This is a genomic window from Nonomuraea coxensis DSM 45129 (assembly GCF_019397265.1).
Classification (GTDB): Bacteria; Actinomycetota; Actinomycetes; order Streptosporangiales; family Streptosporangiaceae; genus Nonomuraea; species Nonomuraea coxensis.
This window is the reverse complement of sequence record NZ_CP068985.1, coordinates 5,564,261-5,586,388: the sequence shown is the minus strand read 5'-3', so window position 1 is coordinate 5,586,388 and position 22,128 is coordinate 5,564,261. Positions and strand designations below refer to the sequence as shown.

General features: G+C 71.6%; 21 protein-coding genes. 19 read left to right on the top strand and 2 right to left on the bottom strand.

Annotation, left to right across the window (positions count from 1 at the left end; genetic code table 11):
* Positions 1-181 precede the first annotated feature (181 nt).
* The 4 genes from arc (at position 182) to dop (ending at position 7,249) form a co-directional block, all read left to right on the top strand.
* Complete coding sequence (gene arc, locus Nocox_RS26190) at positions 182-1,945, top strand: proteasome ATPase (protein WP_026215243.1); 1,764 nt, start codon at positions 182-184, stop codon at positions 1,943-1,945.
* A gap of 158 nt (positions 1,946-2,103) precedes the next feature.
* Entirely contained in the window at positions 2,104-4,437 is a 2,334-nt protein-coding gene (gene hypF / locus Nocox_RS26185) for a carbamoyltransferase HypF (protein ID WP_020547592.1), read from the top strand.
* A gap of 68 nt (positions 4,438-4,505) precedes the next feature.
* Complete coding sequence (locus Nocox_RS26180) at positions 4,506-5,648, top strand: acyltransferase family protein (protein ID WP_020547593.1); 1,143 nt, start codon at positions 4,506-4,508, stop codon at positions 5,646-5,648.
* Between the two features lie 86 nt (positions 5,649-5,734).
* Positions 5,735-7,249: a depupylase/deamidase Dop gene (dop, locus tag Nocox_RS26175; protein WP_026215245.1), complete on the top strand. Its 1,515-nt coding sequence runs from the start codon at positions 5,735-5,737 to the stop codon at positions 7,247-7,249.
* A 33-nt stretch (positions 7,250-7,282) separates the two neighbouring features.
* Here dop and Nocox_RS26170 read toward each other — a convergent pair whose 3' ends face one another.
* On the bottom strand, positions 7,283-7,687 hold the full coding sequence (locus Nocox_RS26170; RefSeq protein WP_026215246.1) for a hypothetical protein: 405 nt from the start codon (positions 7,685-7,687) through the stop codon (positions 7,283-7,285).
* A 149-nt stretch (positions 7,688-7,836) separates the two neighbouring features.
* On the opposite strand from Nocox_RS26170, the gene Nocox_RS26165 reads away from it, so the two are divergent.
* The 9 genes from Nocox_RS26165 (at position 7,837) to Nocox_RS26125 (ending at position 16,391) form a co-directional block, all read left to right on the top strand.
* Positions 7,837-8,046: a ubiquitin-like protein Pup gene (locus tag Nocox_RS26165; RefSeq protein ID WP_020547596.1), complete on the top strand. Its 210-nt coding sequence runs from the start codon at positions 7,837-7,839 to the stop codon at positions 8,044-8,046.
* A 1,054-nt stretch (positions 8,047-9,100) separates the two neighbouring features.
* Positions 9,101-9,949 carry a proteasome subunit beta gene (gene prcB / locus Nocox_RS26160; RefSeq protein WP_051112791.1) on the top strand — a complete coding sequence of 283 codons (849 nt, stop codon included), beginning with the start codon at positions 9,101-9,103 and terminating at the stop codon, positions 9,947-9,949.
* A 22-nt stretch (positions 9,950-9,971) separates the two neighbouring features.
* Positions 9,972-10,829, top strand: a complete 858-nt coding sequence (gene prcA / locus Nocox_RS26155; RefSeq protein WP_051112801.1) for a proteasome subunit alpha — start codon at positions 9,972-9,974, stop codon at positions 10,827-10,829.
* A 198-nt stretch (positions 10,830-11,027) separates the two neighbouring features.
* Entirely contained in the window at positions 11,028-11,555 is a 528-nt protein-coding gene (locus Nocox_RS26150) for a hypothetical protein (RefSeq protein ID WP_157383502.1), read from the top strand.
* Positions 11,556-11,687: 132 nt separating this feature from the next.
* A complete protein-coding gene (gene pafA, locus Nocox_RS26145; protein WP_020547600.1) occupies positions 11,688-13,046 on the top strand; it encodes a Pup--protein ligase in 1,359 nt (452 codons plus the stop codon).
* Between the two features lie 99 nt (positions 13,047-13,145).
* The gene (locus tag Nocox_RS26140) at positions 13,146-14,084 is read left to right on the top strand and encodes an FKBP-type peptidyl-prolyl cis-trans isomerase (protein WP_084685973.1); all 939 of its coding nucleotides are present in this window, start codon (positions 13,146-13,148) and stop codon (positions 14,082-14,084) included.
* Between the two features lie 230 nt (positions 14,085-14,314).
* Positions 14,315-15,205: an FKBP-type peptidyl-prolyl cis-trans isomerase gene (locus Nocox_RS26135; RefSeq protein WP_169577098.1), complete on the top strand. Its 891-nt coding sequence runs from the start codon at positions 14,315-14,317 to the stop codon at positions 15,203-15,205.
* Positions 15,206-15,233: 28 nt separating this feature from the next.
* On the top strand, positions 15,234-15,878 hold the full coding sequence (locus Nocox_RS26130; RefSeq protein WP_020547603.1) for a helix-turn-helix transcriptional regulator: 645 nt from the start codon (positions 15,234-15,236) through the stop codon (positions 15,876-15,878).
* A gap of 33 nt (positions 15,879-15,911) precedes the next feature.
* On the top strand, positions 15,912-16,391 hold the full coding sequence (locus Nocox_RS26125; protein ID WP_033411493.1) for a DUF3291 domain-containing protein: 480 nt from the start codon (positions 15,912-15,914) through the stop codon (positions 16,389-16,391).
* Here Nocox_RS26125 and Nocox_RS26120 read toward each other — a convergent pair.
* Positions 16,337-17,404 (bottom strand): DUF3866 family protein, encoded by a 1,068-nt coding sequence (locus tag Nocox_RS26120; RefSeq protein ID WP_084685975.1) that lies wholly within the window; start codon positions 17,402-17,404, stop codon positions 16,337-16,339. The genes Nocox_RS26125 and Nocox_RS26120 overlap by 55 nt on opposite strands.
* Before the next feature lie 38 nt (positions 17,405-17,442).
* Here Nocox_RS26120 and Nocox_RS26115 point away from each other — a divergent pair, with 38 nt between their 5' ends.
* The 6 genes from Nocox_RS26115 (at position 17,443) to Nocox_RS26090 (ending at position 22,063) form a co-directional block, all read left to right on the top strand.
* The gene (locus Nocox_RS26115) at positions 17,443-18,393 is read left to right on the top strand and encodes a helix-turn-helix transcriptional regulator (protein ID WP_026215251.1); all 951 of its coding nucleotides are present in this window, start codon (positions 17,443-17,445) and stop codon (positions 18,391-18,393) included.
* Positions 18,394-18,424: 31 nt separating this feature from the next.
* The gene (locus Nocox_RS26110) at positions 18,425-19,432 is read left to right on the top strand and encodes a helix-turn-helix transcriptional regulator (protein ID WP_020547607.1); all 1,008 of its coding nucleotides are present in this window, start codon (positions 18,425-18,427) and stop codon (positions 19,430-19,432) included.
* A complete protein-coding gene (locus Nocox_RS26105) occupies positions 19,429-19,584 on the top strand; it encodes a hypothetical protein (RefSeq protein WP_020547608.1) in 156 nt (51 codons plus the stop codon). Before Nocox_RS26110 ends, Nocox_RS26105 begins: the two co-directional genes overlap by 4 nt.
* A gap of 65 nt (positions 19,585-19,649) precedes the next feature.
* Positions 19,650-19,967, top strand: coding sequence for a Sec-independent protein translocase subunit TatA (gene tatA, locus Nocox_RS26100; RefSeq protein ID WP_020547609.1), 318 nt, complete (start codon positions 19,650-19,652; stop codon positions 19,965-19,967).
* Positions 19,968-20,010: 43 nt separating this feature from the next.
* A complete protein-coding gene (tatC, locus tag Nocox_RS26095) occupies positions 20,011-21,120 on the top strand; it encodes a twin-arginine translocase subunit TatC (protein WP_020547610.1) in 1,110 nt (369 codons plus the stop codon).
* A gap of 46 nt (positions 21,121-21,166) precedes the next feature.
* Positions 21,167-22,063 carry a diacylglycerol kinase gene (locus tag Nocox_RS26090; protein ID WP_020547611.1) on the top strand — a complete coding sequence of 299 codons (897 nt, stop codon included), beginning with the start codon at positions 21,167-21,169 and terminating at the stop codon, positions 22,061-22,063.
* Positions 22,064-22,128 lie beyond the last annotated feature (65 nt).

Here is a 22,128-nt window from a genome sequence, read left to right as displayed (position 1 = left end):
GGTGCGTGACAGGGGAACAGATCGTCGTGTTCCTGTGCTGGGAGTATTAAACGCGCTATTGAGGATTTATCGCCGAACACTGAATGTCACTCTACGAACACTGCCCGGCCAGGTTACGGAGGGGCCCGAGATAGGTAAGGTCCTTAGTAGTCGCCCTCGACTGGGAAGGAGGTGACGGGGCGTGGCAGCTCGCGATGATGCTGAGGCTCGAGCCGCGCAGCGCGAACGGGAGGTCGCTGATCTTTCAACACAGGTCTCCTTCCTCCAGGAGGAGATCACCGCGCTGAGGCGGAAACTGGCCGAGTCACCCCGTCAGGCCAGGGTCCTCGAAGAGCGTCTCCACGAGGCCCAGGCGAATCTGTCGGCCGTGACCGGCCAGAACGAACGCCTTGTGGCCACACTCAAGGAGGCCAGGGACCAGATCGTCGCTCTCAAGGAGGAGGTCGACCGGCTGGCGCAGCCGCCGTCCGGTTTCGGCACCTTCCTGGAGGCCAGAGAAGACGGCACGATCGAGGTGTTCACCGGCGGCCGCAAGCTGCGGGTGAACGTCAGCCCCGCCGTCGACGTCGACTCGCTGCGGCGTGGCCAGGAGGTCATGCTCAACGAGGCGCTCAACGTGGTCGAGGCGCTCGGCTACGAAGAGGTCGGCGAGATCGTGATGCTCAAGGAACTGCTCGACGAGGGCAAGCGGGCCCTGGTCATCTCGCACGCCGACGAAGAGCGCGTCGTGCGGCTGGCCGACTCGCTGCAGGGCCAGCCCGTCAGGGCCGGCGACTCGCTCCTGCTGGAGCCTCGTTCGGGCTACGTCTACGAGCGCATACCCAAGTCCGAAGTCGAAGAGCTCGTGCTCGAAGAGGTCCCCGACATCTCCTACGAGGAGATCGGCGGCCTCGGGCGGCAGATCGAGCAGATCAGGGACGCCATCGAGCTGCCCTACCTGCACGCCGACCTGTTCCGCGAGCACCTGCTGCGGCCTCCGAAGGGCGTGCTGCTCTACGGCCCGCCCGGTTGCGGCAAGACGCTCATCGCCAAGGCCGTCGCCAACTCCCTGGCCAAGCAGGTCGCGGAGAAGACCGGCCAGTCCGGCAAGAGCTTCTTCCTCAACATCAAGGGCCCGGAGCTGCTCAACAAGTACGTCGGCGAGACCGAGCGGCACATCCGCCTGGTCTTCCAGCGGGCTCGTGAGAAGGCCTCCGAGGGCACCCCGGTGATCGTGTTCTTCGACGAGATGGACTCGATCTTCCGCACCCGTGGCTCCGGCGTCTCGTCCGACGTCGAGAACACCATCGTCCCTCAGCTGCTGTCGGAGATCGACGGCGTCGAGGGCCTGGAGAACGTCATCGTCATCGGCGCCTCCAACCGCGAGGACATGATCGACCCCGCGATCCTGCGGCCCGGCCGCCTGGACGTGAAGATCAAGATCGAGCGGCCGGACGCCGAGGCGGCGAAGGACATCTTCTCCAAATACCTGCGTCCCGACCTGCCCCTGCACCCGGACGACCTGGCCGAGCACGGCGACTCGCGCCAGGGCACCATCCAGGGCATGATCCAGAGCGTCGTCGAGCGCATGTACACCGAGAGCGAGGAGAACCGCTTCCTCGAGGTGACCTACGCCAACGGCGACAAGGAAGTCCTCTACTTCAAGGACTTCAACTCCGGCGCGATGATCCAGAACATCGTCGACCGGGGCAAGAAGATGGCGATCAAGCAGTTCCTCGAGACCGGCCAGAAGGGCCTGCGGGTGCAGCACCTGCTCACGGCCTGCGTGGACGAGTTCTCCGAGAACGAGGACCTGCCCAACACCACCAACCCCGACGACTGGGCTCGCATCTCCGGCAAGAAGGGCGAGCGGATCGTCTACATCCGCACGCTGGTCTCCGGCAAGCAGGGCAGCGAGGCCGGCCGGTCGATCGACACCGTCGCCAACACCGGCCAGTACCTGTGACCCCTTCCCGAGAGGGCCACGGCACGTAACGCCGGCACGACGGACGAGCGGGAGGGCCTCCGGGCCCTCCCGCTTCCCGTTCCCGCTGGTCGCCGCGCGTGCCGCGACACGCGCGATAGGCATGCGCGACCCGCCTCCCCGAGCGCACACTTGGCCATGTGACCACTTCCGGCCAGGCCAGGTTCGATCAGACGGGGTTCGATCAGACGGGGTTCGACCAGGTGGGGCTCAAGCGTGTCGAGGTGCACGTCGAGGGCCTCGTACGGGGAGTCGGCTTCCGCCCCTTCGTCCGCGCCCTCGCCCGGCGGCTCGGCCTGGCCGGTCAGGTACGCGACGACGTCAACGGCGTGCACATCGAGGTCGAGGGCGACCGCCCTCGCGTCGCGGAGTTCCTCACCTCGCTCGAACGCGACGCCCCCGCCCTGTCGGAGATCGAGCGGGTCACCGTCGTCCGCGCCGAGCCCGCGGGCGGCAGCGGCTTCACCGTCGCCGCCGGCGACCCCTCCGGCCTGCGCCGCGCCGCGGTCTCCGCCGACCTCGCCACCTGCGACGACTGCCTGCGCGAGCTCACCGACCCGGCCGGCCGCCGCCACCGGCACCCGTTCGTCTCCTGCGCCCACTGCGGGCCGCGCTTCACCGTCGTCCGCGCCGTCCCCTACGACCGGCCGCTGACCACCATGGCGGGCTTCGCGATGTGCGCGGGCTGCGCCGCCGAGTACCACGACCCCGGCGACCGCCGCTTCCACGACCAGCTGATCTGCTGCCCCGGCTGCGGGCCCCGGCTGCGGCTGCTCGACGGGCGCGGCGGCGAGCTGCCGGGCGATCCCGTCGCCACCGCCGCCGCGCTGCTGCGCGCGGGCCGGATCGTGGCCGTCAAGGGCCTCGGCGGCTACCACCTGGCCGTCGCCGCCTCCAGCGAGCCGGCCGCCGCCGCGCTGCGCCTGCGCATCCACCGCGAGCACGAACCGTTCGCCGTCATGGCCGCCGGCCTCGCGCAGGCCCGCCTGCTCTGCCTCGTCGACGAGAACGCCGCCGGGCTCCTCACCAGCCGGGCCCGCCCGATCGTGCAGCTCCCGCGCCGCGACACCCCGCACGCCCCGCGGGTCGCCCCCTCCGTCGCCCCCGGGCTCCGGGACCTCGGCCTCGTGCTGCCCGGCACGCCGGTGGACCACCTGCTGCTCGCCGAGGTCGCCGGGCCCGTCGCCCTCACCGGCGGCGCCGCCGGCGACGAACCCGTCGCCTGCGCCGACGCCGACGCCCTGGCCCGGCTCGGCGGCGTCGCCGACGCCTTCCTCACCCACGACCGGCCCACCCACGTCCGCGCCGGCGACAGCGTGGTGCGGCCCACGGCCGGCGGGGTCACCGTGCTGCGCCGGGCCCGCGGCTACGCGCCCGAGCCGCTGCCGCTGCGCCACTTCGTCCCCCGTACGGTGCTCGCCTGCGGCGCCGGCCCCACGAGCGCCTTCTGCCTGGCGCGCGACCGGCGCGCGTTCCTCTCCCCGCACCCCGGCGGCCAGGAGAGCCACGAGACCCCGCGCTCGTACGCCGCCCGCGTCGAGCACTTCCGCGCCCTGTTCGACCTGTGCCCCGAGGTCGTCGCCCACGACCTGCACCCCGGGCACCTCTCCGCCGTCCACGCGCTGGGGATGACCGGCGTCGAGCACGTCGGCGTCCAGCACCACCACGCCCACATCGCCTCCTGCCTGGCCGACAACGGCGAGCCGGGCCCCGTGATCGGCGTCGCCTTCGACGGCGCCGGCCACGGCACCGACGGGACCGTCTGGGGCGGCGAGTTCCTGCGCGCCGACCTGGCCGGCTTCGAGCGCCTCGGCCGGCTGGAGCCCGTGCCCATGCCCGGCGGCGACGCCGCGGTCCGCGAGCCCTGGCGCATGACCGCCGCCTACCTCGGCCCCGGCGACGGCCCGCCCAAACTGGACGTCGTACGCCGCCATGCTGATCAATGGGCCGGCGCGCTCGCCCTCTCCGCCGGCTCCCCGCTCACCTCCAGCGCGGGCCGGCTCTTCGACGCCGTGGCCGCGCTCCTCGGGGTCCGCGACCGGATCACCTACGACGGCCAGGCCGCCGCCGAGCTCGAACAGCACGCCGACCCCGCCGAGACCGGCGCCTACCGCGCCCGCCTCACGCCGGGGGAGCTGCTCACCGTGCACGGCGCCGACCTCGTCCGCGCCGCCGCCCGTGACCTGGAGTCCGGCCGGCCCACCCCCGTGATCGCCGGCCGCTTCCACAACGGCGTCGCCGCCGCCGTCGCGGCCGCCTGCGCCGCCCTCAGGGACACCACCGGCCTCACCGCGGTCGCCCTGTCCGGCGGCGTCTTCCAGAACGTGCTCCTCACCGAGCGCACCGTGCGGCGGCTGCGCGCGGCCGGCTTCCGCGTCCTCACCCACCGGCGGGTGCCGCCCGGCACCGGCGGCCTCAGCCTCGGCCAGGCCGTCGTCGCCGCCGCCCGCGATCGGGCCCGCCTATCACTCTGACGCTCCGTGACGAATGTGAACAGCGGCACCAGGGGAACCAAAGTGATCGCTGTGACGTCAAAAGGGGCGTGCGCACCCCCACCCGGCCGAAGCATGCCCGCGAGAACGGCCGGTTGGCCGAGCTCGACCTCCTCAGGTTCCTCGCCGCCCTCGCCGTCGTCGCCTTCCACTACCTCGTGGCGTACGCCAGCGTGTGGGGGGACCGGCCCGCGGAACTCTTCCCCGCCGTGGCCCCCGTGGCCGGGCTCGGCATCCTGGGCGTCGAGCTGTTCTTCATCATCAGCGGGTTCGTCATCCTCATGACGGTGTGGGGGAAGGGGCTCGGGGCGTTCGCCCGTTCCCGTCTGATCCGGCTCTATCCGGCGTACTGGCTCAGCCTCGCCGCCGTCGCGGCCCTTTACGGCCTCACCGGCGCCAAGGCCCTGGATCCCAAGCTGTCCACCGGCGAGTACCTGGTCAACGCCACCATGTTCCAGCGGCTGTTCAAGATCACCGACGCCAGCGGCGTCTACTGGTCGCTCTGGGCCGAGCTGCGCTTCTACCTGCTCATGGCCGTCCTCGTGCTCGTCGGTGTCACCTACGGGCGCGTCCTGGCCTTCTGCGGGATCTGGCTCGCCGCCGCCCTCGCGCTCAAGCTGCTCCAGCACGGAGACGTCGCCGTCCCTCCGATGATCACCGAGACCGTCATGCCCGACTACGCCCCCTACTTCGTCGCCGGCATGGGCCTCTACCTCGTTCACAAGCACGGCCACGCCTGGCTGCCGTGGATCTACGTCGCCGCCGGCTACGCCCTGTCGCTCGACAGCGCCCTGGCCCGCGTCCACCGCCGCATCGACGCCGCCGGGTTCAAGAACATGCCCGTCACCGACACCAGCGTGATCATCGCGATCACGATCATCTTCGCGCTCATGGCGCTGGCCGCCACCGGGATGCTGCGCCTCAAACCGTCCAGGACGCTGACCGCGCTCGGGGGCGTCACCTACCCGCTCTACCTGTTCCACAGCATCGTCGCCGTCGCCGTCATCCCCGTGCTCAGCGGGGATCTGCCGCCGTGGATCGTCGCCTCCTGCGCCACGCTGATAGCCGTACTCCTGTCCTATCTGGTCTACGTCTTTGCCGAGCGCCCCATCCAGCGCATACTCAAGCCCCGCGGGCGCACGCGCACCTCGGCGGCTTCCGCCGTACAGATGGAAAAAGCGTCGGTGCCATAACCTTGTGGCCCTGGGGCACTGTGAAGGGCATAGGCTCGGGCATATAAACGGCGGATAGACAGACCCGGACGAACAGAGGATGTTGCATGACGGTGCGTCGGGTGATGGGCATCGAGACCGAGTACGGCATTTCCGTACCCGGCCAGCCAGGCGCCAACGCGATGGTGACCTCCTCGCAGGTCGTCAACGCGTACCTCGCCGCCTCGGCGGCCCGCGCGCGCCGCGCGCGCTGGGACTTCGAGGAGGAGAACCCGCTGCGCGACGCGCGCGGGTTCGACCTGGCGAGAGAGGTCGCCGACCCCACGCAGCTCACCGACGAGGACCTCGGGCTCGCCAACGTCATCCTGACCAACGGGGCCCGGCTCTACGTCGACCACGCCCATCCCGAGTACTCCGCGCCCGAGTGCACCAACCCCCGCGCCGCGGTCATCTGGGACAAGGCAGGCGAGCGGGTCATGTACGACGCCGCCACGCGTGCCTCGGCCATCCCCACGAACGCGCCCATCCAGCTCTACAAGAACAACACCGACGCCAAGGGCGCCAGCTACGGCTGCCACGAGAACTACCTCATGCGCCGCGCCACGCCCTTCGCCGACATCGTGCGCCACCTGACCCCGTTCTTCGTCAGCCGGCAGGTCGTCGTCGGCGCGGGCAAGGTCGGCATCGGCCAGGACTCCCGCGGCGAGGGCTTCCAGATCAGCCAGCGCGCCGACTTCTTCGAGGTCGAGGTCGGCCTGGAGACCACGCTCAAGCGGCCCATCATCAACACCCGCGACGAGCCCCACGCCGATCCGGAGAAATACCGGCGCCTGCACGTGATCATCGGCGACGCCAACATGTCGGAGATCTCGACCTACCTCAAGCTCGGCACCACCGCGCTCGTGCTGGCCATGATCGAGGAGGGCTTCCTCAGCCGCGACCTCGCCGTCGAGAGCCCCGTCCAGGCCCTGCGCGCGGTCTCCCACGACCCGACCTGCCGCTACGAGATCGCCATGCGCGACGGCCGCAAGCTCACCGCCGTCCAGCTCCAGATGGAATACCTGGAGCAGGCGCGCAAGTTCGTCGAGGAGCGCGGCACCGCCCAGGACGAGATGAACAAGGACGTCCTCGACCGCTGGGAGTCCGTGCTCACCCGCCTGGCCGAGGACCCCATGCAGCTCGCCCGCGAGCTCGACTGGGTCGCCAAGCTCGAACTCCTGGAGGGCTACCGCAGCCGCGACGGCCTGGCCTGGTCCCACCCCCGGCTCCAGCTCGTCGACCTCCAGTACAGCGACATCCGGCCCGACCGCGGCCTCTACAACCGCCTGGTCGCCCGGGGCCGCATGCAGCGCCTGGTTTCCGAGGAGGAGGTGCAGCGCGCCGTCGAGCACCCGCCCACCGACACCCGCGCCTACTTCCGCGGCCGCTGCCTGCGCCAGTACAGCGAGGCCGTCGCCGCCGCCTCCTGGGACTCCGTCATCTTCGACATCCCGGGCCGCGAGTCCCTGCAGCGCGTCCCCACCCTGGAGCCGCTGCGCGGCACGAAGGCGCACGTCGGCGAGCTGTTCGACCGCTGCCACACGGCCGCCGACCTGGTCGCCGCGCTCACCGGCGGCGAGTGACCGCCCGCTGACGCCCGGGGCGGCCGGCCGCGTTCACAGAAGGCCGACGCCCAGTGTCAGCGTGCCCACCGCCAGGCCCGCGCCGCCCGCCACGGTCAGCCAGATCAGCTTGTTCGGCCTGGTGTCGGCCGGGCGGGCCACCGACAGGAAGAAGCCCAGCGGCATCAGGATCGGCGCCGCCACGATCAGCACCCGGGTCAGCGTCCTGAGGCCGTCGGGGAGCGAGGTCTGGTCCACGTACAGCATCGCCACCAGGGCGAACAGGACCAGCACGCCCGCGTGCGCGTGTCCCGCCCGCCACAGACTCCGCCGGACGGGGTTGTCCCGGTAGCCGGGAACGCCCCGCATCAGGAACGTCAGCAGCGACACGCCGCCGAACGCGATCGTCGGGACTGTGATGAGGAGCACACCTGCCGTGCTCAGGGACATGGGGGACATTTCGCAACCTCCGTGTGCGTAGGGGATTCATTATTAGATAGCTCTGCTATCCAGTCAACCGATACAAGATCGCGCAAGGTTGGGCGCGAAATGTCGCACGGTTCGGGGAAGATATGCCTAGGAGGCAGTCCCCCAAGCGGAGGTAGGACATGGCAACCAAGGACACCGGCGGTCAGAAGCAGACGGGGCGGCGCGAGACCGAGGTTGAGGAGACCGAGGCCTCGGCGGCACCCGACGTTCAGGAGCGCCAGGAGAAGCTCACCGACGACGTCGACGCGATCCTCGACGAGATCGACGAGGTTCTCGAGGAGAACGCGGAAGAATTCGTGCGCAGCTACGTCCAGAAGGGCGGGGAGTAAGAAACCCGGCACGCCACCATCACGATCGAGAGTCACGGCACGACCGAGGACGACGTCGAGCGCGCGCTCGCCCGCCAGGGCGGGCCCTGCGCCGTCGCCCTCGGCGCCGCCCCGGCGGCAAGCACCTTCAGGAGACGGACACACGAACGGGGAAGTCCTCCGGCCGGAGCCATGAATCCCGCCGGAGCCGGGGGAGAGGGCCCGGCCCCGCCTCCCGAAGCCCCGCCTGGCAGGCGATGACCGGCACCACCCCGCCCCCGACATGCCCTGAACATCGGGCAGATGACCGGCACCTCACCTTCGCTCCCGGCACGCACGCTGACACGGGCCCACCCACCCCCGCTTGATGGCCGGCGACGCGGCGACCGCAACCAGCCGCACGAATGCCAGCCGTACGAAGACCGGCCGCGTGGATGCCGGCCGTACGAATACCGGCCCCGTGGGTGCCGGGCACATGGGATGTCGGCCGCATGAATGCCAATCACATGGAGCCGGCAGTACCAAAGGCGGCCAGGAGCCTCGCTGGGGCCAGAAACACGCGCACGCCACTCAACGACGCCTGCCACTGCCATCACGCACGTCACTGCCATCGCGTCACTGCCACGCCCGTCACTGCCACGCCCGCCACTGCGCGCATGCTGCGGCCCTCGGGCGTGTTGCCGCTGTCCTCGCTGTGGGTGCCGGGGCCAGGGCGTGGGGCGAGGAGTTGCCCGCGCCCGGCGACCTGGTCACGGTCCCTCAGGGCGGGCGGGCCGGTGGCGGGAGCCCGGACGGGGTTCCTGCCGGTGAGGGGGCCGGCGTCGCGGCCCGCTGCGAACCGGGTGAAGCGCTTGTCCCGACCCCCCAGCCTCCTGACGTCGGGCCGGAGTCGGCGAGCGGGCCGGCGCCTTGCGGTGACGGCCGTAAGGAAACGATCCGGACAATGATCGCCTCGCGCAGGGGTAGGTTGGCCGCGGTGGGGGAGGGTTCGCCGTGAGCTGATCGTGGGAAGTGCGGACAGCAACGCAACAACAGTAGGGTCGCCCTAGGGACATGACGTTTGGGAGGGAGTCGCGTGGCATCGCACAGGGATCTGCCCGTCGGCTTGGTGAATCGGCTTTTCCAGAACTCTGGGAGCTCCTCGTTCACAGAGTTTGTCAGCTCGTACGCGCCGGAATTGCTGCCACGGCGGGATGAGGTTCTGGCCACCCCGATCGGCGACCAGGTTCCGCACGCGACCACGATCGTCGCCGCGACCTTCGCGGGCGGAGTGATCATGGCGGGCGACCGGCGGGCGACGTCGGGCAACGTGATCTCGCAGCGTGACGTGCAGAAGGTGTTCAGGACCGACGACTACTCCTGCATGGGCATCGCGGGCACGGCGAGCACCGGCATCGAGTTCGCCCGGCTGTTCCGGGTCGAGCTGGAGCACTACGAGAAGCTCGAAGGCCGCACGATGTCCGTGGCGGGCAAGGCCAACCGGCTGGCGACCATGATCAGGGGCAATCTCGGCATGGCGATGCAGGGGCTGGTGGTGGTGCCGCTGTTCGCCGCCTATGACGCCGACAAGGACGAGGGCCGCATCTTCAGCTATGACGTGGCGGGCGGCCCCTACGAGCGGGAGCGGTTCGACGCGATCGGTTCCGGCTCGATCTTCGCCCGCGGGTCGTTGAAGAAGCTCTACCGCGACGGCGCGTCGGCCGACGACATGGCGATGACGCTCATCCAGGCGCTCTACGACGCGGCCGACGACGACTCGGCGACCGGCGGCCCCGACGTGACCAGGAAGATCTGGCCGGTCGTGGGGGTCATCGACGCCGACGGCTTCCGCCGCCTCACCGACGAGCAGGTCGCCGGCTACGTCGACCAGATGCTCGAAGCCCGGATGATCTCGCCCGACGGCCCCATCGCCCCGCTGCGCTAGAAAGGACCACCTGCCCGTGTCCATGCCTTTTGGATATGCGTCCCCTGAGCAGATCATGCGGGACAAGGCCGACTACGCGCGCAAGGGCATCGCGCGGGGCCGGTCGGTCGTCGTGCTCCAGTACGTCGACGGCATCCTGTTCGTCGCGCCCAACCCGTCGCGGGCGCTGCACAAGATCAGCGAGATCTACGACCGCATCGGGTTCGCGGCCGTGGGCCGCTACAACGAGTTCGAGGAGCTGCGGCTCGGCGGCATCCGCTACGCCGACATCAACGGCTACACCTACGACCGTTCCGACGTGACCGGCCGCGGCCTGGCCAACCTCTACGCCTCCAACCTGGGGCGCATCTTCACCGAGTCGATCAAGTCGCTGGAGGTGGAGGTCGTGGTCGCCGAGGTCGGCGAGACCAAGGACGGCGACGCCATCTACCGGCTCACCTTCGACGGGTCGGTCTTCGACGAGCACGGTTTCGCCGCCATGGGCGGGCAGGCCGAGGCGGTCGCGGGGCGGCTGAAGGAGCGCTACCGCGAGTCGATGTCGCTGGCCGACGCGCTGGAGGTGGCGCTGACAGCGCTGACCGAGCCGGGCGGGGAGCGGCCGCCGGTGGCCCAGCTCGAGGTGGCGGTGCTCGACCGCAACCGTGAGCACCGCAAGTTCCTGCGGCTGACGGGGGCCCGGCTGGAGCGCCTGCTGGCCCAGACGAGCCAGCCGCCCGCCTCGCCGCCCCCGTCGTCCGAGTCGTCATCGGAGTCGTCGCCGGAGTCGTCTTCGGGGCCGTCGTCCGAGCCGCCGTCGAAGGGCTCCGCCGGTTCGTCCGGGGACACCCCGCCGCCCACGGGCCCCGAAGGCCCGGTGGACGACGGCTCCTCGCCCCTGTAATTCACGCGCCTGTCTCCCGGCGGGGCCGCCGTCCACGCGGCCCCGCCGTTTCATCACGCGGCCCCGCCGTTTCATGCTGTCCGGCCGCGCGCTGGTGTGGCGAGGAGCGCCCGCCGGTCGCCAGCCGGCCGGCACAGTGTGAGCTGGATCACTGGGCCGGGCGCGAACCGGAGGTGCGTGGCGAGGGTCTCAAGGTCCGTGAACACTTCGTTGCGCACCCTCCTCGCCGGCGGCGTGGCCGCCGCGGCGCTGGTGGCGTCCGGCGGCGCCGTTCAGGCCGAGACCGCCGCCTACCCCCGCTTCAAGGCGCCGAAGATCTTCGGCACCACCTTCCAGCCCGACCCGAAGCACGACTTCACCAAGCGCATCAGCCCCCGTCACGACGGGATCCTGCGCGGCTGGATCACCCACGTGAGCGGCGGCGTGGCCGAGTACCAGCCGATCAGGTGGAAACGGGACAAGCACACAATGGGCTACTTCGTGGGCCCGCGCGAGGGCGACGCGATGGCCTACGCCTCGCCGATCGCGAAGAACGTGGTGTTCCTGTCGGCGTACGGCTGCAAGCAGTCGGCCGGTTCGCTCACGGTGAGCAGGAAGACCGGCCTGGGCGCCAAGCGCTGCCCAGCGTCGGTGCTGGTCAAGCGGCACGGCAAGCAGCGTCAGCCGTCCCTCATCACGGTCTACCGGGGCAAGATCGTCAAGGTCCAGGAGATCTACGTCCCGTGAGTGCGCCGCCGTGCTCTTCAGGGGCGGGCACGGCAGGGCACGGCGAGGACGAAACGCCTCAAATGGGACGGCCACCGAAAACACCCGGCACGATCTCTCCCGATCGCCGATCCATGGGCATAGTGTGAGGTGATGGATCGTCGCATCTTCGGGCTGGAGAACGAGTACGGCGTGACCTGCACGTTCAGGGGGCAGCGCAGGCTGTCCCCTGACGAGGTCGCGCGCTACCTGTTCCGGCGAGTCGTGTCCTGGGGCCGATCGAGCAACGTCTTCCTCCGCAACGGCGCCCGCCTCTACCTCGACGTGGGCAGCCATCCTGAATACGCAACACCCGAGTGTGACAACGTCATCGAGCTCGTCACCCACGACAAGGCGGGCGAGCGCATCCTGGAAGGTCTCCTCGTCGACGCCGAGAAGCGGCTGCGCGAGGAGGGCATCGCCGGCGACATCTACCTGTTCAAGAACAACACCGACTCGGCGGGCAACTCCTACGGCTGCCACGAGAACTACCTCGTCGGCCGGCACGGGGAGTTCGGCCGCCTGGCCGACGTGCTGATCCCCTTCCTCGTGACGCGGCAGATCGTCTGCGGGGCCGGGAAGGTGCTGCAGACGCCGCGGGGGGCGGTCTACTGCGTCTCGCAGCGGGCCGAGCACATCTGGGAGGGCGTCTCCAGCGCCACCACCCGGTCGCGGCCCATCATCAACACCCGTGACGAGCCGCACGCCGACGCCGAGCGCTTCCGCCGCCTGCACGTCATCGTCGGCGACTCCAACATGAGCGAGACCACGATGCTCCTCAAGGTCGGCGCCACCGACCTGGTGCTGCGCATGATCGAGTCCGGCACGGTGATGCGCGACCTGTCGCTGGAGAACCCGATCAGGGCCATCCGCGAGGTCTCCCACGACATGACCGGGCGGCGGCGGGTGCGCCTGGCCAACGGGCGCGAGGCGTCGAGCCTGGAGATCCAGCAGGAATACCTGTCCAAGGCGAAGGACTTCGTGGACCGGCGCGGCGGCGACGCCATCGCCCACCGCGTACTGGAGCTGTGGGAGCGCACGCTGCGCGCGGTCGAGACCGGCGACCTCGACCTGGTCTCGCGCGAGATCGACTGGGTGACGAAATACCAGCTCATCGAGCGCTACCGGAAGAAGTACGACCTGCCGCTCTCCTCGCCCCGGGTGGCGCAGCTCGACCTCGCCTACCACGACGTGCACCGCAAGCGCGGCCTCTACTACCTGCTGCAGAAGCGCGGCTCGGTGGAGCGGGTCGCGTCCGACCTGAAGATCTTCGAGGCCAAGTCGGTGCCGCCGCAGACCACGCGGGCGCGGCTGCGGGGCGAGTTCATCCGCAAGGCGCAGGAGAAGCGGCGCGACTTCACCGTCGACTGGGTGCACCTGAAGCTCAACGACCAGGCGCAGCGCACCGTGCTGTGCAAGGACCCGTTCCGCAGCGTGGACGAGCGGGTGGACAAGCTGATCGCCGGCATGTGAGCCGCCGGGCGGGCGGGACGCGCGCGGTGCGTTTACCTCGGGCCTACCCGAGCTTCGGGTAGGGTGACGCGAATCTGACGTCTTTTCCGAGGGAAACGCATGCGCCGCGTTCTGGCCGTTCTGACAGCGATGCCGCTGATCTTCTTCGCCGCGGGATGCGGCTCCGACGGCGGCGCCACCGGCGCCGCCTCCGGCGGGTCCGCCGGGGTCAAGGTCGCCGGGGATCTCGGCGCCAAGCCCACGCTGACCTTCCCGTCCGGCACGCCGGCCACCAAGTCGTCCTACGAGGTGATCCAGCCGGGCAGCGGCACCGAGATCAAGACCGGTGACAAGGTCATCGTCAACCTGACCGTCTGGGACTGGGACGGCAAGACCAACGCCGCCCAGGGCTCGTCGTACGACACCAAGGCCCCCGAGACCATCTCGGTCAACGAGCAGCTCCCGCAGGTGCTGCAGGAGGGCTTCACCAAGGTCAAGCACGGCGGCCGGCTGCTGGCCGTGCTGGCGAACGACTCGGTTCCCCAGCAACAGCAGCAGCAGCAGAGCGCGCCGGCCGAGCCGACCAAGGTGTTCGTCTTCGACGTGGTCGGCACGCAGCCGCCCGCGCTGAAGGCCGCCACCGGCAAGGAGACCGGGCAGTCCATCAAGGGCGTCAAGGTCGACAACCCGGGCGGCGAGAAGGCGCCGACGCTCACCACGAAGACCGGCGAGAAGCCCCCGGGCGAGCTGGTCGTCAAGACGGTGATCGAGGGGACCGGCGCGAAGGTGCAGCCCAACCAGACGCTCACCGTCCACTACACGGGCAAGATCTGGGGCACCGACAAGCAGTTCGACTCGAGCTGGGAGCGGGGCGAGGCGGCCGAGTTCCCGCTGAGCGGGGTCATCCAGGGCTGGCAGCAGGGGCTCGCCGGGGTGCCGGTCGGCAGCCGGGTCGTCATGAGCATCCCGCCGTCCCTGGGCTATGGCGACCAGGAGCAGCCGAACATCCCGGCCAACAGCACGCTGGTGTTCGTCGTGGACGTCCTGGGCGCCTACTGAGCCGTTCGGCCCCGGTGTCCGCGATTTGCGGATTCGGCGGGGTTTGTGGCGGGCCGGCGCGGTAGCATCGCGAGCCCCGGGGACACCCCCGGGGCTCGCCGCGTAGGGAGGGCCCGATGCTCCGCCATGCCATCGCGCCGAAAGCCGCGCGGAAGCCCATGCCGGTGACAGGGCCGGTGACAGGGCCGGTGACAGGGCCGGTGGTTTCGCCGGGGCCTGGGGCGGTGTTCGTGCGGGTGCTGAGGGCGGTGCTCGTAGGGGCGGTGCTGGCGGGCTGCAGCGCGGCGCCCGCCGAGGGGCTGGAGCTGAAGGTGGCGGGGGCGTTCGGCGCGCGGCCCACCGTCGACTTCCCCGAGGGCAGGCCCGCGCCCGGCCTGCAGGTGGACGAGCTGACCACGGGCAAGGGCGCCCGCCTGGAGCCGGACGACGTGGCGGTCGTGCAGTACACCGCCCACGTCTGGGACGGCGGCCGCAACCGCCTGGTCGACTCCAGCTTCACCCGTGGCGCCCCTGCCGCGTTCCCCGTGGGTGGCCTGCTGCCGGGCCTGGACCGGGCCCTGGAGGGGCGTACGGTCGGCAGCAGGGTCATCGCCGCCGTCCCGCCCGGCGACGGCTTCGGCCCCAACCCGCCGCGCGGCGTGAGCCCCTCCGACGAGCTGTTCTACGTCGTGGACATCCTCGGCGCCCACCACAAGGGCGCCTCGGTCGAGGGCCGCGCGGGCACGCTGGCGGGCGTGCGCGTGAGCGGCGGCGCGCGCCCGGCGCTGCGGGTGCCCGCGGGCGCTCCGCCCGCCCGGTTCGCGTCCACGGTGGTCGAACGCGGCTCAGGCCCCAGGGCGCGGCCGGGCCGTCTCGTCGTCGCCCAGTACGCGGGCGCGGTCTGGGGCAGCCGCCGCGTCTTCGACACCACGTGGACGAGCGGCCTGCCGAAGGCGTTCAAGCTCGGCGACGGCGGCCTCATCAGGGCGTGGGAGCAGGCCCTGACCGGCGTTCCGGCCGGCAGCCGGGTGCTGATGGTCGTCCCGCCCGCCTACGGGTACGGCGCTCCGGGCTTCCCCGCGTACGGGATCAAGGGCGACGACACCCTCGTCTTCGTCGTGGACGTGCTGGCCGTCTATTGAGCGGGGCCGCGCACATAGACTCCCGCCTGTGAGCACCGACGACCTCGACGCGCTGGCCCTGCTGAACGACCCGGTACGCCGCAGCCTCTACGAGGCCGTCGCGGCCGGCGGCGGCGACGTCGGCCGGGGGGAGGCCGCCGAGGCGGCCGGGGTGTCGCGGACGCTCGCCGGCCACCACCTCGACAAGCTGGTCGAGGCCGGGCTGCTGGAGAGCGGGTTCCGCGCGCCGGCGAAGAAGGGGCCGGGCAGCGGGCGGCCGGCCAAGGTCTACCGCAGGGCGAGGGGCGAGCGCTCGGTGAGCCTGCCGCCGCGCGACTACGTCACGCTCGCCTCGGTCCTGGCCGGCGTGGTCGACCTGCTGGGCGCCGAGGAGCAGGCGGAGCAGGCGGCGCGCGGCGCGGGTGAGCGCATCGGGGCGCGGCACGCGGGCGAGCCGGTGGAGCGGGTGCTGGGGGAGCGGGGCTACGAGCCGTACGAGGAGGGCGGGCTGCTGCGGCTGCGCAACTGCCCGTTCCACGTGCTGGCCGTGGAGGAGCCGCTGCTGGTGTGCTCGATGAACCTGGCGCTGTGCCAGGGGCTGCTGCGTGGGCTGGGCGAGGACCCGGGGCGGGCGCGGCTCGATCCGCGGCCGGGGGAGTGCTGCGTCGCCCTTTCTAAAACAAATGGAGATTGACATAGAACGCCGGGGGGTGATGTGCTGAGCGTCATGCATCTCGCCCAGCTCAACCTCGCCCATCTGCGCGCGCCCATCGACTCCGCCGAGCTCGCCGAGTTCGTCGCACTGCTCGAACCGATCAACGCCGTTGCCGACGCCGCCCCCGGGTTCGTCTGGCGGCTGAAGGAGAGCGAGAGCGACCCCACCGCGACCGTCCGCCACGACTACGGCGACTACCTGCTCGTCAACTTCTCGGTGTGGGAGTCGCTGGAGTCGCTCTGGAACTACGTCTACCGCTCCCCGCACCTGGACGTGCTGCGCCGGCGCAGGGAGTGGTTCCAGCGCATGGCGGAGCCGACGATGGTGATGTGGTGGGTCCCCGAGGGCACCATCCCGACGCTGGCCGAGGCCATGGAGCGGCTCGAACGCCTCAAGACCGAAGGGCCGAGCCCGGAGGCGTTCACCTACAAGGACGCCTACGACAGCAGCGAGGCCGCGAACCTGCCCGCCGCCGCCGAGGCCAGGAAGTAGGCCAGGTCCTCCTCCAGGCCCCGGCCCATCGTCGAGAGCCGGACCGGGGCCGCCCGCAGCGCCTCGTGCAGGCCGTCCACCGGCACCGGCACCAGGCGGTGCCGCACCGCCAGCAGCTCGGCCTGGTCGCGCACCCGCGCCCCGAACTCGCCCGGCAGGTCGGGCACGGGAACGTCGGCCGGGCACAACGCCACCCGCCCGAACGCGGTCAGCGAGTGGTGCGACACGCCGAGATGCCGCTCGCGCCGGTCGCCCTCGCTGACCCGCAGCGCCGCCACCGGCCGCCCCCGCAGCACCCCGGCCGCGTTGACCGCCTCGCCCGCCTGCACGCCGGAAAAGCCCCACCGGGTGCCCGAGCCCAGGTTGCCGGGGCCCTGCGCGACGATCGCCACGTCGGCCTCCAGCACGTGCCGGGCCGCCAGCAGCGCCGTGTGCACGGTCACCGCCTCCAGGTCGCCGCCGAACGCCTGCCCCGCCGTCACCACGCCCGCCAGCCAGCCGCACTCGCGCAGCCGCGCCGCCGTCATCGAGAACCACGCGGGCAGCGCGCCGCCGTCCTGCATCACGTACGCGACCCGGGTGCCCGGCGCGGCCTCGTACAGGCCGGCGAGGATCGGCGCGAGCGCCGAGTGCAGGTCGGCCACCACGACGGGCATCCCGTCCAGGGAGTCGGCCTCGCGCAGGACCTCGTGGTGGGGCGAGTCCTGCTCGTCCGCGCCCTGCACCGTGGCCTGCAACGGCGTGTACCGGGCCTTCACCAGGTGCCCCGGCCCCTGAGGATCTTCCGGCAAACGGTTCGGGACGGCCACCACCATGGCGTAACCTCCCGTACCGAGACCCATCGCGAGCGCGGTCGTGTTGAGCAGCACGTCGTCGCCGGGTTCCGGGCGCCCCACCAGCGGGGGGTACGCAAGCGCCCGGCACTCCCCCTCGGGGACGGCGACGTCCAGCTCCACCGCTCCCGGCCACTCGCGTCGGATCCGTACGACCTCGCCCCTGCGCCATCTGATCACGGGGGCAGGGTAGCGTCGATGAAGGAGGAATGAGGCAGATGTCGCGCCGGAAGACGGAACGGCTGCTCAATCTCGTCATCTGCCTGCTCGCCACCCGGCGCCCGCTGTCGGCCGAGCAGATCCGCCAGGCGGTGCCCGGCTACGACCGGGACGGCGACGAGGCGTTCCAGCGCATGTTCGAGCGGGACAAGAACGAGCTGCGCGAGATCGGCATCCCCATCGACGTCGTCCGCGACCCGTGGGAGGACGAGCCGGGCTACCGCATCCAGCGGGAGTCGTACGAGCTGCCGGAGATCACCCTGGAGCCCGACGAGGCCGCCGTGCTCGGCCTGGCCGCGCAGGTGTGGCAGCGGGCCAGCCTGGCCGAGGCCGCCTCGGGCGCGCTGCTCAAGCTGCGCGCCGGCGGCGTCGCCACCGACCAGCCGGTCGGCACGGGCGCGCTGGAGCTGCGCGTCGACACCCGCGACCCGGCCTTCCCCGCGCTGTGGGAGGCCGTGCGCGACCGGCGCGTGGTGCGCTTCGACTACCGCGGCGCCGGCAGCGAGACCGTACGCGCCCGCACGGTCGAGCCGTGGGGCGTGGTGAGCCGGCGCGGCCGCTGGTACCTCGCCGGGTTCGACCGCGACCGGCAGGCGCCGCGCGCCTTCCGGCTCAGCCGCATCGCCGGCCAGGTCGCGCACGTCGGCAGGCCCGGGGCGGTCCGCGTGCCGGACGGCGTCGACCTGCGGGCCATGGTCGGCTTCCCCGACGAGACGACGGACGAGCGGGTCGCCGTCGTACGGGTGCGCCAGGGGGCGTGCGAGGGGGTGCGCCAGCTCGCCAGGGCCGTCCACCCCGGCATCGACGGCTGGGACGAGGCCGAGCTGACCTTCTCCGACCCCGAACGGCTGGCCGGCTGGATGGCCAGCCTCGGCGGCGACGTCGAGGTGGTCGAGCCGCCGGACGCGCGCGAGGCGGTCATCCGCAGACTGAAGGGGGCCATGGCGTGAACGCGCAGGCCGTGAGACGGGGGGAAGACGCATGAGCGGGAGCGCGGACCGGCTGCCGCGGCTGCTGGCGCTGGTGCCGTACCTGATGTCCCATCCCGGGGCGCAGGTCGGCGAGGTGGCGGCCGTGTTCGGGCTGAGCGAGAAGCAGCTCATCGACGACCTGCAGCTCGTGTGGATGTGCGGGCTGCCCGGCCACACCCCGGGCGACCTCATCGACGTCTCCTGGGACGGCGGCGAGATCCTCATCGACAACGCCGACACGATCGCCCGGCCGCTGCGGCTCGGCATCGACGAGGCCAGCGCCCTGCTGGTCGCGCTGCGCATGCTGGCCGCCACCCCCGAGCTGGCCCTGCCCGCCGCCAGGGAACAGGCGGGCGGCGGACAGGCGGGCGGGGTGACCGGCGACGCGCTCGCGCGGGTGACGGCCAAGCTGGAGCGGGCCGCGGGCGAGGGCGCCGCCACCGTCAGCAGCCAGGTCGCCGTCGACGTCGACGCCGCCCCCGACGCGCTGCCCCGCGTCCGCGAGGCGCTGACCGGCGGGCGGCGGCTGTCGCTGCGCTACTACGTGCCAGGCCGCGACGAGGTCACGCCACGCGAGGTCGACCCCACCCGCGTGGTGGTCGTGGACGGCCGGGCCTACCTGGAGGGCTGGTGCTACCGGGCCGAGGCGATGCGGCTGTTCCGCCTCGACCGGATGCTCGGCGTGGACGTGCTCGACGTGCCCGCCGACCCGCCCGCCGAGGCCGAGCCGATCGACGTCACCCGGGGCGTCTTCCGGCCCTCGCCCACGGACGAGCTGGTCGAGCTGGAGCTGAGCGCGGCCGGGCGGTGGGTGGCCGAGTACTACCCGTGCGAGGAGGTCGCCGAGCTGGGGGAGGGCCGGCTGCGGGTGGCGCTGCGGGCCCGCGACGAGGACTGGATCGTCAAGCTCGCGCTGCGGCTCGGCGACACCGGCCGGGTCGTCGCGCCGCCCCGGATGGCCGAGACCGTGCGCGCGGAGGCCGAGCGGGCCCTCGCCCTGTACGCTCACGGGTCATGACGTGGATCATGCCGGCGGCCGTCGTCGTGCCGGCCGGGCTGGCCGTTCTGGGGGTCCTGACGGCCCGCGTGGTCGTCGCCGCCCGTGCCCTGAACAGGGAGGTTGCTCGAATTAACCAGCAATTCAGGGTGAAAGCGGACTCCAGGGGATGAGGCAGGGCCCTCGGCAGCGTACGATCGGGTTTGGACAGCACTCGGCTCACCTGTAAGGACGTCACATGAACCTGGGAGCTCCGGAGATCATCCTGATCCTGGTGGCATTGGTCCTGCTCTTCGGGGCCAAGAAGCTGCCGGACCTGGCCCGTGGTGTCGGCCGGTCCCTGCGCATCTTCAAGGCCGAGACCAGCAAGATGAACGACGACGACGACGAGCGTCCGACCGTCGTCCAGGCCCAGGCCCAGGCCCAGCCCGCGCCCCCGCAGCAGATCCCGGCCGCCGCGCCGGCGCCGCAGCCGTCCGTGGAGGAGCAGGCCCGCCAGCTCGAGGAGCAGGCCGCCCGGCTGCGTGCCTCGGCGCAGGCCGACAAGCGCGTCTGAGCCTTCCCCTTCATCCGACCCCTCGTCCCCGAGGACTCACTAGATGGCGCTGCTGAAGAAGTCGGGCCCGAAGCCGTCGCGGGACCCGGAAGGCCGGATGCCGCTGATGGAGCACCTCCGGGAGCTCCGCAACCGGCTGCTCATCGCGATCGCCGCCGTGGCCGTCGGCCTGGTCGTGGGCTGGCTCGTCTCCAGCCCGGTGTGGGAGATCCTCAAGGAGCCCTACTGCCAGACGGCCCAGGCCCGGCAGCTCACCGGTGAGTGCAGCCTGACCTACAACGGCATCTTCTCGTCGTTCTTCATCACGCTGAAGATCTCGCTGATGGTCGGCCTCGTGGTGTCCTCGCCCGCGTGGCTCTACCAGATCTGGGCGTTCGTCACCCCGGCGCTCTACCGCACCGAGAAGCGCTACACGCTGACGTTCCTGGGGCTGGCGATCCCGCTGTTCGCCCTCGGCGCCTGGCTCTGCTACTTCATCATGGACACCTCGCTGTCCTTCCTGCTGGGCTTCTCGCTGGACGGCACGGTGGCGACGATCGCCATCGACGACTACCTCGACTACGTGCTGATCATGTTGATGATCTTCGGGGTGTCGTTCGAGCTGCCGCTGCTGCTGATCTTCCTCAACCTCATCGGCGTGGTCTCGCACGCCGCCATCGCCAAGCACCGGCGGCTGGTCGTCTTCCTGATGTTCGTCTTCGGCGCGGTGATCACGCCGGGCGGCGACCCCATCACCATGATGGCGCTCGCGGCGCCGATGATCCTGCTGTTCCTCGCCGCCGAGCTGTTCATGTACCTCCGCGAGCGCAGGCGGCCGGCGGACGAGTTCGCCGGGCTGTCCGACGACGAGGCCTCGCCGCTGGCCGACGACGACAGGCCCCTCGACGACCCTCCGCTCGATGACAGGCCCCTCGATGACAGGCTGGTCTCCGACACGGCGGTCCGTGACAGGCCGGTTGCCGACACGGCGGTCGCTGACAGGCCGGTTGCCGGTGCTGACAAGTCCGTCGGTGACCTGGCGGACGCTGAAAAGCCCGTCGGTGACGTGGCGGACGCTGAAAAGCCCGTCAGTGACGTGGCGGCCGACGACAAGCCGGCCGACGACAAGCCGGGCGGTGACAAGCCGGGCGGCGGGGATCCTGCTGGGCGATAGGCGGCAGAGGATTCCGGTTCGGCGCGATAGGCGATAGGTTCCGGGCGTGTCCCCCCAACTCGCCCTGCTCGTCAACCCGGCCGCCCGCGGCGGCCGGGCCCTGCGCCAGCTCGAACCCGTGGCGCGCCGGCTGCGCGCCGGCGGGGCCGAGCTGTCGGTGATCGTCGGCGCCGACGCCGCCGACGCGCTCGAACGCGCCTGCACCGCCGTCGCCGAGCGCCCCGACGCGCTCGTCGCCTTCGGCGGCGACGGCCTGGTGCACCTGGCCGTGCAGGCCGTGGCCGGCACCGACGTGCCGCTCGGCATCATCCCGGCCGGCACCGGCAACGACATCGCGGCCGCGCTCGGCGTGCCGTTCAAGGACCCGATGGCCGCCGCCCGGGTCGTGCTGCGGATGAAGTCGCGGCTGGTCGACGCCGCCCGCGTCCGCGCCGGGCGGGCCGAGGAGCTGTTCGCCGGGGTGCTGTGCTGCGGCTTCGACTCGCGGGTCAACGAGCGGGCCAACCGGCTCACCTGGCCGGCCGGGTCGGCCCGCTACGTGGTGGCCATGGTGGAGGAGCTGCGCTCGTTCCGGCCCGTGCCGTTCCGGCTCGTCCTCGACGATGACGAGGTGATCGAGCGGGAGGCCATGATGGTGGCGGTGGCCAACACCCGTTCGTACGGCGGCGGCATGCGGGTGTGCCCCGACGCCGCGCCCGACGACGGGCTGCTCGACGTGCTGATGGTCGGGGCCCTGCCGAAGAGCGAGTTCCTGCGCGTCTTCCCGAGCGTCTACCGGGGCACGCACGTCGGGCATCCGGCGGTGACGACGCGCCGGGCGCGGGCGGTGCGCCTGGAGGTGGCCGACCCGGCGGGCATGGTGGCCTACGCCGACGGCGAGCGCGTCGGGCCGGTGCCCGTGGAGTGCGAGATCCGGCCGGGCGCGCTGCGTGTCCTCGCTTGAGATCTACTTTGTAAAGGCGCCGGGCCGGGATCGCCCGTGCCCGGCCGCGTACGGAAGGACGGACC

Excerpts from the sequence above, each read along its gene's own strand:
- Nocox_RS26170 (WP_026215246.1), bottom strand. The coding sequence starts at position 7,687 with ATGTCCCCCATGTCCCTGAGCACGGCAGGTGTGCTCCTCATCACAGTC.
- Nocox_RS26140 (WP_084685973.1), top strand. The coding sequence starts at position 13,146 with ATGCGCCGCGTTCTGGCCGTTCTGACAGCGATGCCGCTGATCTTCTTC.
- dop (WP_026215245.1), top strand. The coding sequence starts at position 5,735 with ATGACGGTGCGTCGGGTGATGGGCATCGAGACCGAGTACGGCATTTCC.
- pafA (WP_020547600.1), top strand. The coding sequence starts at position 11,688 with ATGGATCGTCGCATCTTCGGGCTGGAGAACGAGTACGGCGTGACCTGC.
- Nocox_RS26110 (WP_020547607.1), top strand. The coding sequence starts at position 18,425 with ATGAGCGGGAGCGCGGACCGGCTGCCGCGGCTGCTGGCGCTGGTGCCG.
- Nocox_RS26105 (WP_020547608.1), top strand. The coding sequence starts at position 19,429 with ATGACGTGGATCATGCCGGCGGCCGTCGTCGTGCCGGCCGGGCTGGCC.
- Nocox_RS26165 (WP_020547596.1), top strand. The coding sequence starts at position 7,837 with ATGGCAACCAAGGACACCGGCGGTCAGAAGCAGACGGGGCGGCGCGAG.
- tatA (WP_020547609.1), top strand. The coding sequence starts at position 19,650 with ATGAACCTGGGAGCTCCGGAGATCATCCTGATCCTGGTGGCATTGGTC.
- Nocox_RS26115 (WP_026215251.1), top strand. The coding sequence starts at position 17,443 with ATGTCGCGCCGGAAGACGGAACGGCTGCTCAATCTCGTCATCTGCCTG.
- tatC (WP_020547610.1), top strand. The coding sequence starts at position 20,011 with ATGGCGCTGCTGAAGAAGTCGGGCCCGAAGCCGTCGCGGGACCCGGAA.
- Nocox_RS26125 (WP_033411493.1), top strand. The coding sequence starts at position 15,912 with ATGCATCTCGCCCAGCTCAACCTCGCCCATCTGCGCGCGCCCATCGAC.
- prcA (WP_051112801.1), top strand. The coding sequence starts at position 9,972 with ATGCCTTTTGGATATGCGTCCCCTGAGCAGATCATGCGGGACAAGGCC.